Here is a 12,503-nt window from a genome sequence, read left to right on the forward strand (position 1 = left end):
GTCGTCCACGCTACGAACGACCCGACCGGACGTCTTCCCGCTGCATCATCGGAAACTCTGGGATCCTACGGTGGTGACCGTCGCACAGCACTCGTTCGGCTTCGCCGCCGAGGTGGACGAACCCGGCCCGATGACCTCCGCCCACCGGCACGACGACGTCGAGCTCAACGTCGGCGACGCGGACGTGACGTACCTGCTGAGCGGCACGAGGACCCGCATCCCCGCCCACCGGGTCGCCGTGTTCTGGGCGGCGCGGCCGCACCAGCTCATCGACGTCGAGCCCGGCACACACGTCTCCTGGCTGACCGTCCCGCTGCCCGCGTTCCTGGCGTGGGGGCTGCCGGACCCGTTCGTCTCGTCGCTCCTCGCTGGTCGGCTGGTGATCCCGCGCGCGGTCGACGACCCCGGGGGAGCGGGGGACCTGGTCGACCGCTTCGCACGCTGGTCCCGCGAGCTCGGCGGCCCCTCCGCGTTCGTCGACCGCACCGCCCGGCTCGAGGTGGAGGCGCTCGTCCGGCGCATCTCCCTGTCGGAGGACGCCGGTCGGACGACCGCGCCCCCGGTCCCGGGGTCGACCGAGCGGGTGGCGGCGATGGCCGCGTTCGTGGCGGGGCACTTCGCCGAACCGGTCGGCGTCGCGGACGTGGCCGCCCACGTCCACCTGCACCCCGGCCACGCGATGGCACTCTTCAAGCGGGTGACCGGGACGAGCATCGGCGGTTACCTCGCCCAGTGCCGGCTGGCGGAGGCGCAGCGCCTGCTCGTGTCGAGCCGTCTGCCGGTCACCGACGTCGCGCTCGCTGCGGGCTTCGGGTCGACCAGCCAGTTCTACGAGCGCTTCCGGGCGGCCGTCGGGACCACCCCGTCCGCGTACCGCCGTCGGACGGCGTCCGTCGACGACCGGGCACTGCTCTGACGTCCCGCGGCTCCGCGCTCAGCAGTGCCCGGCGGCCCCGACCTCAGTGGTGCCCGTGGTCCGTCCGCCCGACCAGGACCCCGGCCGCCCGGAGCGCCGTCTCCACCGTCCCGGTGACCTGACGCCACGCGGAACGACGACGCTCGGCGCCGATCGGCCCCCCGGCGACCGCGGTGCCGTGCACGGTCGCCCGGACGGACAGGGTCGTCGAGGCGCCCGTCACGGTCGTCGACACCTCGTACCGCCGGAACTGCCGGGACGGGTGCACGAGCGCTCCGAGCAGGATCGTCAGCGCCCGACTGCCGGCCGTCGCGGTGAGCGTGCCGCCGGTGGAGGTCACCGCGTGTCCGCTCCGCCGGAGCGCCGCGCCGGCCACCTCCATGGCGGTCCCCCGATCGCCGGTGTGGACGGCGTAGTCCGTGCGTTGTTCCATCGTGGCTCCCTCCCCGAGCTCGGCGACGCCCCCGCGTCGACACCGTCGCAGCATACCCGATGCATTCTCACGTAGCCATGGTGTCGGGGCTCCTCGCTAGACTGCCGGACGTGTCTGTGAACCCCGAGCTCGTCGGCAGGACGTTCCCGCCGGCCCAGCCCTACCTGGTCGGGCGCGAGAAGGTGCGCGAGTTCTCGCGCGCGGTCTTCGCCACCAACCCGATCCACCACGAGCCCGAGGCCGCGCGGGCGGCCGGGTACGCCGACGTCGTCGCACCGGCCACGTTCGCGGTCGTCGTGCAGGAGGCGACGCTCGCGCAGCTGCTCGCCGAACCGGACGCGGGCATCGACTTCTCGCGCGTGGTGCACGGGGAGCAGGCCTTCACCTACGACCGCCCGATCGTCGCCGGCGACGAGCTGACGGCCACCCTGACCGTGACCGCCGTGAAGACCCTCGGCGGCAACGCCATGGTCACCGCCGAGTCCGCCGTGGTCGACGCGTCCGGCGAGCACGTCGTCACCGCGACCTCCACCCTCGTCGTCCGGGGAGATGACGCATGAGCACCCAGACCACCACCGCGAGCGTCGGCACGGTCGTCGCCGAGCGCGAGGTCCACCTGACGCGTGACGCGCTCGTCCGCTACGCCGGTGCCTCCGGGGACTTCAACCCGATCCACTACAGCGACGACGTCGCCGCCTCGGTGGGGCTGCCCGGCGTGCTCGCGCACGGCATGCTCACCATGGGGCTCGCCGTCCAGCCGGTGTCCGAGTGGCTCGGCGACCGCGGGTGGATCGCCCGTTACGGCGTCCGCTTCACCCGACCGGTCGTCGTCGACCCGCAGGACGGAGCCACCGTCGGGGTCGTCGCCAAGGTCGGCACCGTCGACGACGAGGGCCGTCCGCAGCGCATCGACCTCACCGTGACCGCCGCCGGGCAGACCGTGCTCGGCAAGGCGCAGGTCACGGTGGCCTTCCGCTGACCGTGACGGACACCGTCCTCGCCGACCTCACGACGCTGCGCGTCGGCGGTCCCGCGGGCACCCTGCTGACGGCGACGACCACCGACGAGCTCGTCGCGCACGCACGCACCGCGTGGGCCGACGACGACTGGCTGGTCGTCGGCGGTGGGAGCAACCTGCTCGTCGCCGACGCGGGCTTCGACGGCACCGTCGTACTCGTCCGCACACGCGGCGTCGAGGAGGTACCGCCGGACGTCCCGGGCGCCGACGGCGTCACCGTCCGCGTCGCGGCCGGCGAGCCGTGGGACGCGTTCGTCGCGTCGACGGTCGCGCGCGGGTGGACCGGCCTGGAGGCGCTCAGCGGCATCCCGGGCACGGTCGGCGCCGCCCCCGTGCAGAACATCGGCGCCTACGGGGTCGAGCTGTCCGACGTGCTCACCCGGATCGAGTTCCTCGACGCGGCGACGGGGGAGCGCGCGTGGGTCCCGGCGGCCGAGCTGGCGCTCGGCTACCGCTCGTCCACCCTGAAGCACGGCCGACGCGGCGTGGTGCTGACGGTCGAGTTCCACCTCGGGGTCGCCGCCGACGCCGGCGTCCCGGTCCGGTACGCCCAGCTCGCGGGGTCGCTCGGTGTGGAACTCGGGGACCGGGTCGCCCCGGCGACGGTCCGCGACGAGGTGCTGCGGCTCCGCGCGTCGAAGGGCATGGTGCTCGACGACGCCGATCCCGACACCTGGAGCGCCGGGTCCTTCTTCACCAACCCGATCGTCTCCGCGTCCTTCGCCGAGACCCTGCCGACGGAGGCGCCGCGCTGGCCCGCCGGCGACGACGTCAAGCTCAGCGCCGCCTGGCTCATCGAGCACGCCGGGGTGCACCGCGGGTACGCCCTGCCCGGGTCGTGCGCGGCGATCTCGTCGAAGCACACGCTCGCGCTGACGAACCGCGGGGGAGCGTCCGCGGCGCAGGTGGCCGAACTGGCCCGGTACGTCCAGGTGACGGTCCTCAACCGGTTCGGGGTCGCCCTCGTGCCCGAGCCCGTCGCGGTCGGGGACCTGCTCGCCGCGAGCTGACCGCCGGGACCGAGCCGTGCCTCCCGTCCGGTGCGCCGTGCGCGGACCGCACCACGCAGCGACCGCACCCCGGTACGCACATCGCGCCCCGTCGTGACGGGGCGCGATGTGCGTCGCGGGGTGCGGCGCGCTAGCCGAAGAGCTTCGCCAGGCGGGCGACGCCCTCGGCGATGTCGTCGTCGCCGAGGGCGTACGACAGCCGCAGGTAGCCCGAGGGACCGAAGGCCTCGCCGGGGACCGCCGCGACCTCGGCGTGCTCGAGGATGAGGTCCGCGAGCTCGAGCGTGGTCGTCGGCGTGGAGCCGGCCCACTCGCGGCCGAGCAGCGCGGTGACGTCGGGGTAGACGTAGAACGCGCCCTTCGGCGTCGGCGTGACGAAGCCCGGGATCGCGTTCAGTCCGTCGACGATCGCGCGGCGACGCCGGTCGAACGCCTCGCGCATGGCCGCGACGGGCTCCTGCGGGCCGGTCAGGGCCGCGATCGCCGCGCGCTGCGAGACGTTCGAGACGTTGCTCGAGAGGTGCGACTGCAGGTTCGACGCGGCCTTGACGGCGTCGGCCGGGCCGATGAACCACCCGACGCGCCAGCCCGTCATGGCGTACGTCTTCGCGACCCCGTTGACGAGGATCGTCGTGTCAGCGAGGTCCGGGACCGCGTCGAGGATGCCGGTGAAGCGGACGTCGTCGTACACGAGGTCCTGGTAGATCTCGTCGCTGATCACCCAGATGCCGTGCTCCAGGGCCCACTCGCCGATCGCCTTCGTCTGCTCCGCGCTGTACACGGAACCGGTGGGGTTCGACGGGGAGCAGAACAGCAGCGCCTTCGTCTTCTCGGTGCGGGCGGCCTCGAGCTGCTCCACCGTCACCAGGTAGTCCTGGTCGCTCCCGGCGAAGACCTCGACCGGGACGCCGCCGGCGAGCCGGATCGCCTCGGGGTAGGTGGTCCAGTACGGCGCGGGCAGGAGGACCTCGTCGCCCTCGTCGACGATCGTCTGGAACGCCTGGTAGACGGCCTGCTTGCCGCCGTTGGTGACGATGACCTGCGACGGGTCGACCGACACGCCCGACTCGCGAGCGGTCTTGTCGGCGATCGCCTGCTTCAGCTCGGGCAGTCCCGTGGCCGGCGTGTATCGGTGGTTCCTCGGGTCCTGCGCGGCGGCGACGGCGGCGTCGACGACGTGCTGCGGGGTGGCGAAGTCCGGCTCGCCCGCGGCGAAGGAGATGACCGGTCGACCCGCGGCCTTGAGCGCCTTGGCCTTGGCATCGACCTTGAGCGTCGCCGACTCGGCGATGGCCGCGATGCGGGACGCGATGCGCGGCGTCGTGGCGGCGGGGCGGGCGGTGGACTCGGGGCCTTCGGCTGCGGTGCTCACGGCTCCCAGCCTAGCGGCGCGGCACGCCGGAGCATCCGTCAAGTGGACACCGTGTGACGGACTCCCGTACACTCGACCACCGGAACGCGGATCGGTGACGTGATGCGCTCTGAAGGGCGGTGGCTCAATTGGTAGAGCAGCGGTCTCCAAAACCGCAGGTTGCAGGTTCGAGTCCTGTCCGCCCTGCACATCTGGAAGGGTAGAAGTTGGCGAGCAAAGACGTGGAAGCGACGGCGGACGACGTCGTCGCCAAGGCGAAGCAGGACCGCGCAGCGCGCCGCGGGCCGTTCGCTGCCATCGCCCTGTTCATCCGCCAGGTCATCGCGGAGCTGCGCAAGGTCGTCACGCCGACCCGCAAGGAGCTCTTCAGCTACACCGTGGTCGTCCTGGTCTTCGTGCTCGTGATGATGGTCCTGGTCTCGGTCCTCGACTTCGTGTTCGGTCTCGGCGTCGGCTACGTGTTCGGCAACGGGCCGACGGCCTGACCGGCTGGTCCGACAGCCCCGGCGGCACGATCACCCGCCACCGTGATCGATCGCCCACCCGATCCGCACCACCGAACGGAAAGATTCGACATTGTCTGACAACTCCCGCGACGACATCGACCTCGCGACGGCTGCCGAGCAGTCCTCCGAGGTCGAGGAGAACCAGGAAGGCGACGTCGAGACGGGCGAGGAGCTCTCGGCGGAGTCCGCCGAGGAGCGTGCGGTCTCGGTCGAGGACGCCGACGACGAGTCCCTGGGCCTGAGCGACGAGCCGGACGACGGCACCGTCGACGCCGGACTCGACGAGGCGCTGACCGCGCTGCAGGAGTCGCGTGACCCGGAGGCCGACGCCGTCGTCGACGACGCGCTCGAGGTCGACACCGTGGACGAGGCAGAGGCCGCCGTCGAGGCGGTCGAGGACGAGGAAGAGGTCGAGCTCGAGGCTGAGACCGCCGAGCAGGCCAACGAGACGCTCGCCGCCGACGAGGCCCTGGACGACGACGCCGCGGACGAAGCCGAGGTCGACCCGTACGAGGCGTTCAAGGCCGAGCTGCGGATGAAGCCGGGCAAGTGGTACGTCATCCACTCCTACGCGGGCTTCGAGCGCCGCGTGAAGTCGAACATCGAGAACCGCATGGTGTCGATGTCGATGGAGGACTCGATCTACCAGGTCGAGGTCCCAATGGAGGACGTCGTCGAGATCAAGAACGGGCAGCGCAAGCTCGTCACCCGCGTCCGGATCCCCTCGTACGTGCTCGTCCGCATGGACCTCAACGAGGACTCGTGGTCGGTCGTCCGACACACCCCCGGTGTCACCGGCTTCGTCGGCAACGCCCACAACCCGACGCCGCTCCGCTTCGACGAGGCATTCGGCATGCTCAAGTCGCTCGTGCAGGTCGCCGAGGCCGCTCCGGCCAAGGGCGGCGCGAAGTCCGGCGGTGCCGCGCAGGCGCAGCCGCAGGCCGAGGTCGACTTCGAGATCGGCGAGACCATCACCATCAAGGAAGGCTCGTTCGCGGGCCTGCCGGGCTCGATCTCGGAGATCAAGCCCGAGAGCGGCAAGCTCACCGTCCTCGTCTCGCTGTTCGAGCGCGAGACCCCGGTCGAACTCAGCTTCGACCAGGTCACCAAGCTGTAGTAAGCTACTCAGGTTTGGCCCCGTGCGCTGAGCGTGCGGGGCTTCACCGCGGTCCGGACCGGCCGGGCCAGCGGGAGAGTGCACGGCATCCCGTGCGTTCGTTTCCAGGAGGAAGAAACACATGGCACCGAAGAAGAAGGTCACGGGCCTGATCAAGCTGCAGATCAACGCGGGCGCCGCCAACCCGGCCCCGCCGATCGGTCCTGCGCTCGGTCAGCACGGCGTGAACATCATGGAGTTCTGCAAGGCGTACAACGCCGCGACCGAGTCGCAGCGTGGCAACGTCGTGCCGGTCGAGATCACCGTCTACGAGGACCGTTCGTTCACGTTCGTCCTCAAGACCCCGCCGGCCGCCGAGCTCATCAAGAAGGCTGCGGGTGTGCAGAAGGGGTCCTCGACCCCGCACACGGTCAAGGTCGCGAAGATCTCGATGGACCAGGTCCGTCAGATCGCCGAGACCAAGCAGGCCGACCTGAACGCCAACGACATCGAGCAGGCCGCGAAGATCATCGCCGGCACCGCGCGCTCGATGGGCATCACGGTCGAGGCCTGATCCACACCCCCAACACCCTTCCGTGGGAGAGCCGCGCCGGCTCGTCAACCACGTAGCTCCCGAGGAGAACACCATGGCGAAGAAGTCCAAGGCCTACCAGGCCGCGGCCGCGAAGATCGAGGCCGACAAGTTCTACACCCCGTCCGAGGCCGTCGCCCTGGCGAAGGAGACGGGTTCGGCGAAGACCGACTCCACCGTCGAGGTCGCTCTGAAGCTCGGTGTCGACCCCCGCAAGGCGGACCAGATGGTCCGTGGCACGGTCATCCTGCCGCACGGCACGGGCAAGACCGCCCGCGTCATCGTGTTCGCGGTCGGTGCTGCTGCTGAGGCCGCCATCGCCGCCGGTGCCGACGAGGTCGGTGGCGACGAGCTCATCCAGAAGGTCGCCGACGGCTACACCGCCTTCGACTCGGCCGTCGCGACCCCGGACCTCATGGGCAAGGTCGGTCGTCTCGGCAAGGTGCTCGGCCCGCGTGGCCTCATGCCGAACCCGAAGACCGGCACCGTGACCCCGAACGTGGCGCAGGCCGTGAACGACATCAAGGGCGGCAAGATCGAGTTCCGCGTCGACAAGCACGCCAACGTGCACTTCGTCGTCGGCAAGGCCTCCTTCACGCCGGAGCAGCTCGACGAGAACATCTCGGCCGCGCTCGAGGAGATCGTGCGTCTCAAGCCGAGCGCCTCGAAGGGCCGCTACATCATGAAGGGCGCCGTCTCGACGACCTTCGGCCCGGGCATCCCGCTCGACGTCAACAGCATCTGAGTCGTCCACAGCATCTGAGTCTCCCGACTCGGACGAAGGGCCCGCACCGGTGACGGTGCGGGCCCTTCGCGCATCCGCGCCCGTGCCGTTCGCACATCCGCGCCCGTGCCCCGATAGCGTGACCTCGTGCGCACCCTGGTCAACGCCCTCCGCCTCGTCGCGGTCATCGCGGTCGTCGCTGCGATCCTCGCCCAGTGGCTGGTGAGCTCGAAACTGCCGAGCTACAACTTCTTCAACTTCTTCGGCTACTTCACCATCCAGTCGAACATCATGATCGGGCTCGCGTTCGCGCTGTGCCTGGTCGCCGCCGCCCGCCGGAAGCGCGCGGACGTGGCACTCAGTGTCTTCCGTGGGGCATCGACGGTGTACATCGCGACGACCGGCATCGTGTACAACACCTTGCTGGTCAACGTCGACGTGCAGACCTCGGTGCAGTGGTCGAACGACGTCCTGCACAAGGTGATGCCCGTCTACGCGGTGCTCGACTGGTTGCTGTTCTCGGACCGCGCCCGGCTGCTGTTCCGCCACGTGTGGTGGTTCCTGCTCTACCCGGCGGTGTGGCTCGTCGTCATCCTGATCAGGGGCGCGACCGACGGGTGGGTGCCGTACCCGTTCCTCAACCCGTCCCTGGGCTACGGCGTCGTGGCGCTGTACTGCCTCGGGATCGCCGTGTTCATCGCGCTGATGGGCATGCTCGTCGTCGGGATGAGCCGGCTGCGGCTCGTGAAGGTGTAGCGGGCCGAGCGGCGTCGAGCGCGTCGGCGTCGCGGTCCGGCGGCGAGGTCAGACCCGGTCGCGGCGGAGCGTGTCGAGGACCCGGTCGGCCAGGTCGATGAGGACGTGGATCTGGTCGTCGTCGCGGTCGACCCAGCGACACTCGGGTTCGTCATGGGCGGGGACGAAGTCGTCGTGGCGCTCCCAGACGAACAGCGTCCGGTCGGCACCGAGCACGTACTGCTGCCACCAGATCTGCCGGAGGTAGTGGCGCGGGATGCTCCGCCATGCCTTCGCCGTGGTCTTGATCTCGGCGAGCACCAGACGGCCGTCGCCGTCACGGCCCACGCCGTCCGGGGTCGCGAGGTGCGCCCGGTTCGCCGCAGCGTGGAAGAGGTGGGCGGACGGTTCGATCCCGTGCGTCGCGGCGACCCACGCGGCGATGACGGGTTCGCGTTCCTTGCCGTGCTCCGTGTAGACGTTGCCCGAGAACCGCGACCCGTAGCGCTTGTCGGCGACCACGGCCTGCACCGCGCGGAGCGAGGCGAGCCGGGCGACGTCCGTCGCCGTGATGCCCATCGCGCGGGCCCGCAGCCAGGCGACGCGGTCCGACGAGTGCGCGACGATGCGCTCGGTGTGTCCGCGGAGCGCGGTGAACGCACCACGCTCGGACGCGACGCGGTTGCCGGACGCGAGCCGTGCCTCCTGGGCGGCGTCCTCCGCACCGGGGTCCAGGTCGCCCCACAGGGTGGGCTGCACGATCGTCACCGATCGATTGTCACCCCGGGCACCGACGTGGCGGAAACCGACGCGCGGTCAGGACACGAGCTGCCGGCCCTCGGCGAACGCGACGAGCTCGTCCACGCCGGCGGGGGAGAGGGCGTAGTCGATCGCGAGTGCGGCGGCGCCGTGCAGCGCTGCGTGGGAGCCGGCCCGCGACGGGGCGATGACGAGGTGTTCGGTGGCGAGGGGCATCGACCGTGCGTAGACGACCTCGCGCACCCCGGCGAGGAGGTGCTCCCCGGCGCGGGTGACCGAACCGCCGAGCACGATCACCGAGGGGTTCATCAGCGACACGCAGGTCGCGAGGACCTCGCCGATGTCGCGCCCGGCCTGACGGACGGCGGCGATCGCGTCGAGGTCCGCGCGGGCGACGAGGTCGACGACGTCGGAGCTCGTGCGGACGTCGAGTCCCTTCCCGCGCAGCGTCCTGGCGATGGCGGGGCCGGAGGCGACCGCCTCGAGGCAGCCGGTGTTCCCGCAGTGGCACGGGATGTCCTCGGCGCGGCCGACCCGGACGTGTCCGATGTCGCCCGCCGTCCCCTGGGCGCCGCGCTGGAGCACGCCGTCGGAGACGATGCCGGACCCGATCCCGGTCGCGACCTTCACGAAGAGCAGGTGCTCGACCCCGGCCCAACCGTGCTGCCGTTCGCCGAGCGCCGCGATGTTGACGTCGTTGTCGACGAGGACGTGCGCGGCGATGTGCTGGTGGATGAAGGCGGGGACGTCGAAGCCGTCCCAGCCGGGCATGATCGGCGGGTTGGCGGGTCGGCCGGTGGAGAACTCGACCGGGCCGGGCACGCCGATGCCGATCGCGACGACGTCGTCCCGGAGACGACCGACCTCGACGAGCAGCTCGTCGACGGCGTCGACGAGCCACGTCAGCGTCGGGACCGGACCGGCGGCGATGTCGATGCTGGCCTCTCGGGTCGCGAGCGACGTGCCGGTGAGGTCGGTGACGGCGACCCGGCCGTGCGAGGCGCCGAGGTCGGCGGCGACGACGAGTCGGGCGCGGGGCATGAGCGCCACCTGCGCCGGCGGGCGACCACCGGTGGAGGCCGCCGTCTGCACGGGGCCGATGAGCCCGACCTCGATCAGGGCGTCCAGGCGCACGGCGATCGTCGAGCGTGCCAGTCCTGTCAGGCTGGCGAGCTCTGCCCGGGTCCGTGGGACGCCGTCGCGCAGGATCTGGAAGAGCTCGCTCGTCCCGACCGGCGGCGACGCTGCCGTCCGAGTCAAGTCGACCATGATCGGGAGTGAACCATACATCGAGCGCGACACGCAACGAAGTATGTCGAGTTTCGCTGGACTTCTGCTTGACCGCCGACAGAAGTGGTCATAGTGTGACGACCGGTCAGTGACGATCCGCTATCTCGACGAGGAGAACCCCCTGGTGACCCAACCGCTCTCGGTCCAGCTCTACACCGTCCGTGACGCCCTCTCTGCCGACCTGCCCGGCACGCTCCGGCGCATCGCCGACATCGGCTACACGAACGTCGAGCTCTTCGGCTACGTCGACCGTGCCGGTGAACTCCGCGACGCACTCGACGCCGCGGGACTCGCGGCGCCGAGCGGTCACGCCCGGCTGCTGGACGCCGACGAGCAGGGCCTCGACGCGATCCTCCGTGCGAGCGTCACGGCCGGCATCACGACCCTGATCGACCCGCACATCGACGAGGCCCGCTGGACCTCCCGCGAGGACGTCGAGGCGATCGCCCGCGAACTCAGCGCCCTCGCGCCGCGCGCCGCCGAGCACGGGCTCACCCTCGGCTACCACAACCACGCCTTCGAGTTCTCGAACCACATCGACGGCACGAGCGCCTACCAGGTGTTCGCCGACGCCCTGTCCGATGACGTCGTGCTCGAACTCGACACGTACTGGGCCAAGGTCGGCGGGGACGACCCGGTCGCCGTCCTCGAGCGGCTCGGTGACAAGGTCCGGTTCCTGCACGTCAAGGACGGCGACGGCTCGCACGACGACAAGAAGCAGGTGGCCGTCGGCGACGGGATCATGCCGGTGCGCGAGATCCTCGCCGCCGCGCCCGACGCCCTGCACGTCGTCGAGCTCGACGACCACGAGGGCGACGTCTTCCAGGCCGTGGCCGACTCGTACACGTTCCTCGAGGGGGCCCGCGCATGACCGACACCACGACGGACACGACGTCCGACACCACGACGGACACGACGACCGACACCACGACGGGCAGCGCGCGCCGGACGGGTCCCGTCGGCGTGGGCGTCATCGGCGCCGGGGTGATCTCGGACCAGTACCTCTCGAACCTCACGGTCTTCCCCGACGTGGCGGTCCACTTCATCGCCGACATCGACCTGCCGCGCGCTGCCGCCCAGGCCGAGAAGTGGGGCGTCGCCGGCTCGGGCACGGTCGAGCAGCTCCTCGCGCACGACGACATCGAGATCGTCGTCAACCTCACCATCCCGGCCGCCCACGTCGAGGTCGCGATGCAGATCCTCGCCGCCGGCAAGCACGTGTGGGGTGAGAAGCCGTACGCCCTCGACCGCGAGAGTGCAGCGCAGCTCCGCGACGCCGCGGTCGCCGCCGGCAAGACGGTCAGTGTCGCGCCCGACACCTTCCTCGGTGCGGGCCTGCAGACGGCACTGCGCACGATCCGCGACGGCCGGATCGGTGCGCCCCTCAACGGGCTGACGCTCTTCCAGAGCCCCGGCCCGGAGTCGTGGCACCCGAGCCCCGAGTTCCTCTTCGCGTACGGCGCCGGCCCGCTGTTCGACATCGGCCCGTACTACCTCACGACCCTCGTGCAGGTGTTCGGCCCCGTGTCCAAGGTGACGGCGACCGCGTCGAAGGCCCGTGCGACGCGGGTGATCGGCTCCGGCCCGAAGGCCGGCACGGAGTTCCCCGTCGAGGTGCCGACGAACCACTCGGCGCTCATCGAGTTCGAGAACGGCGGGAGTGCGCAGAGCGTGTTCTCGTTCGAGTCGACCCGCGGCCGCACCGGCTTCGTCGAGATCGCGGGCGAGACCGGCACGGTCGTGTTCCCCGACCCGAACAACTTCGACGGCGACACCGAGCTCTACGCGGCCGGCGCCGAGGAACCCGAGACGATCCCCGCGATCGGCTCCACCTACTCGCGCGGCACGGGCGTGGTCGACCTCGCCCGCTCGATCCGCGCCGGCGTCGGCAACCGGGTCCCCGGTGCCCTCGCCTTCCACGTCCTCGACGTGATGGTCTCCATCGCCGAGAGCGCCGAACGTGGTGAGACGGTGTTCGTCCAGAGCACCGTCGAACCCTCCCCGACCCTCCCCGAGGGCTGGGACCCCGCGGAGTCGACCCTGGCCTGACGG

At 71.1% G+C, this 12,503-nt stretch carries 15 protein-coding genes and 1 tRNA gene; 12 read left to right on the forward strand and 4 right to left on the reverse strand.

Translation table 11 applies throughout. The features are described from left to right. The first annotated feature begins 73 nt into the window (after positions 1-73). Positions 74-916, forward strand: coding sequence for a helix-turn-helix domain-containing protein (locus Csp2054_RS02900; protein ID WP_096897801.1), 843 nt, complete (start codon positions 74-76; stop codon positions 914-916). A gap of 43 nt (positions 917-959) precedes the next feature. Here Csp2054_RS02900 and Csp2054_RS02905 read toward each other — a convergent pair whose 3' ends face one another. Then, entirely contained in the window at positions 960-1,349 is a 390-nt protein-coding gene (locus Csp2054_RS02905) for a hypothetical protein (RefSeq protein ID WP_141399096.1), read from the reverse strand. A gap of 110 nt (positions 1,350-1,459) precedes the next feature. On the opposite strand from Csp2054_RS02905, the gene Csp2054_RS02910 reads away from it, so the two are divergent. Genes Csp2054_RS02910 through Csp2054_RS02920 form a run of 3 tightly spaced genes read left to right on the forward strand, consistent with a single transcriptional unit; the run spans position 1,460 to position 3,377 of the window. Next, entirely contained in the window at positions 1,460-1,909 is a 450-nt protein-coding gene (locus Csp2054_RS02910) for a MaoC family dehydratase N-terminal domain-containing protein (RefSeq protein WP_096897803.1), read from the forward strand. Then, positions 1,906-2,328 carry a MaoC/PaaZ C-terminal domain-containing protein gene (locus tag Csp2054_RS02915; RefSeq protein WP_096897804.1) on the forward strand — a complete coding sequence of 141 codons (423 nt, stop codon included), beginning with the start codon at positions 1,906-1,908 and terminating at the stop codon, positions 2,326-2,328. The genes Csp2054_RS02910 and Csp2054_RS02915 overlap by 4 nt, the downstream gene beginning before the upstream one ends. A gap of 2 nt (positions 2,329-2,330) precedes the next feature. Next, on the forward strand, positions 2,331-3,377 hold the full coding sequence (locus tag Csp2054_RS02920; RefSeq protein WP_096897805.1) for a UDP-N-acetylmuramate dehydrogenase: 1,047 nt from the start codon (positions 2,331-2,333) through the stop codon (positions 3,375-3,377). 130 nt (positions 3,378-3,507) lie between these two features. Here the strand turns inward: Csp2054_RS02920 and Csp2054_RS02925 are convergent, their stop codons facing one another. Further along, on the reverse strand, positions 3,508-4,689 hold the full coding sequence (locus Csp2054_RS02925; RefSeq protein ID WP_411897133.1) for a pyridoxal phosphate-dependent aminotransferase: 1,182 nt from the start codon (positions 4,687-4,689) through the stop codon (positions 3,508-3,510). 173 nt (positions 4,690-4,862) lie between these two features. On the opposite strand from Csp2054_RS02925, the gene Csp2054_RS02930 reads away from it, so the two are divergent. The 6 genes from Csp2054_RS02930 to Csp2054_RS02955 all read left to right on the forward strand — a co-directional run bounded on the left by Csp2054_RS02930 (position 4,863) and on the right by Csp2054_RS02955 (position 8,423). Beyond that, positions 4,863-4,935 (forward strand) — tRNA-Trp (locus Csp2054_RS02930). Between the two features lie 20 nt (positions 4,936-4,955). Then, positions 4,956-5,234, forward strand: a complete 279-nt coding sequence (gene secE, locus Csp2054_RS02935; protein ID WP_096897807.1) for a preprotein translocase subunit SecE — start codon at positions 4,956-4,958, stop codon at positions 5,232-5,234. Positions 5,235-5,325: 91 nt separating this feature from the next. Next, positions 5,326-6,372, forward strand: a complete 1,047-nt coding sequence (gene nusG, locus Csp2054_RS02940; RefSeq protein WP_096897808.1) for a transcription termination/antitermination protein NusG — start codon at positions 5,326-5,328, stop codon at positions 6,370-6,372. 121 nt (positions 6,373-6,493) lie between these two features. Continuing rightward, entirely contained in the window at positions 6,494-6,925 is a 432-nt protein-coding gene (rplK, locus tag Csp2054_RS02945) for a 50S ribosomal protein L11 (protein WP_017888638.1), read from the forward strand. 73 nt (positions 6,926-6,998) lie between these two features. Further along, on the forward strand, positions 6,999-7,688 hold the full coding sequence (rplA, locus tag Csp2054_RS02950) for a 50S ribosomal protein L1 (RefSeq protein ID WP_096897809.1): 690 nt from the start codon (positions 6,999-7,001) through the stop codon (positions 7,686-7,688). Between the two features lie 126 nt (positions 7,689-7,814). Further along, positions 7,815-8,423: a Pr6Pr family membrane protein gene (locus tag Csp2054_RS02955; protein WP_096897810.1), complete on the forward strand. Its 609-nt coding sequence runs from the start codon at positions 7,815-7,817 to the stop codon at positions 8,421-8,423. 48 nt (positions 8,424-8,471) lie between these two features. Here the strand turns inward: Csp2054_RS02955 and Csp2054_RS02960 are convergent, their stop codons facing one another. Together Csp2054_RS02960 and Csp2054_RS02965 are read right to left on the reverse strand one after the other, a co-directional pair. Then, positions 8,472-9,170, reverse strand: coding sequence for a YqaJ viral recombinase family protein (locus Csp2054_RS02960; RefSeq protein ID WP_096897811.1), 699 nt, complete (start codon positions 9,168-9,170; stop codon positions 8,472-8,474). A 48-nt stretch (positions 9,171-9,218) separates the two neighbouring features. Continuing rightward, on the reverse strand, positions 9,219-10,430 hold the full coding sequence (locus Csp2054_RS02965) for an ROK family transcriptional regulator (protein WP_176491527.1): 1,212 nt from the start codon (positions 10,428-10,430) through the stop codon (positions 9,219-9,221). A 109-nt stretch (positions 10,431-10,539) separates the two neighbouring features. Here Csp2054_RS02965 and Csp2054_RS02970 point away from each other — a divergent pair, with 109 nt between their 5' ends. Both Csp2054_RS02970 and Csp2054_RS02975 read left to right on the forward strand, forming a co-directional pair. Continuing rightward, positions 10,540-11,322 carry a sugar phosphate isomerase/epimerase family protein gene (locus tag Csp2054_RS02970; RefSeq protein WP_255252589.1) on the forward strand — a complete coding sequence of 261 codons (783 nt, stop codon included), beginning with the start codon at positions 10,540-10,542 and terminating at the stop codon, positions 11,320-11,322. Further along, complete coding sequence (locus Csp2054_RS02975; protein ID WP_255252590.1) at positions 11,319-12,500, forward strand: Gfo/Idh/MocA family protein; 1,182 nt, start codon at positions 11,319-11,321, stop codon at positions 12,498-12,500. The genes Csp2054_RS02970 and Csp2054_RS02975 overlap by 4 nt, the downstream gene beginning before the upstream one ends. Positions 12,501-12,503 lie beyond the last annotated feature (3 nt).

This window comes from Curtobacterium sp. 'Ferrero', assembly GCF_002412165.1.
Taxonomy (GTDB): domain Bacteria; phylum Actinomycetota; class Actinomycetes; order Actinomycetales; family Microbacteriaceae; genus Curtobacterium.

Coding starts and splice junctions, on each gene's coding strand:
- Csp2054_RS02905 (WP_141399096.1), bottom strand. CDS start 1,349: ATGGAACAACGCACGGACTACGCCGTCCACACCGGCGATCGGGGGACC.
- Csp2054_RS02915 (WP_096897804.1), top strand. CDS start 1,906: ATGAGCACCCAGACCACCACCGCGAGCGTCGGCACGGTCGTCGCCGAG.
- rplK (WP_017888638.1), top strand. CDS start 6,494: ATGGCACCGAAGAAGAAGGTCACGGGCCTGATCAAGCTGCAGATCAAC.
- rplA (WP_096897809.1), top strand. CDS start 6,999: ATGGCGAAGAAGTCCAAGGCCTACCAGGCCGCGGCCGCGAAGATCGAG.
- Csp2054_RS02965 (WP_176491527.1), bottom strand. CDS start 10,430: ATGGTCGACTTGACTCGGACGGCAGCGTCGCCGCCGGTCGGGACGAGC.
- Csp2054_RS02975 (WP_255252590.1), top strand. CDS start 11,319: ATGACCGACACCACGACGGACACGACGTCCGACACCACGACGGACACG.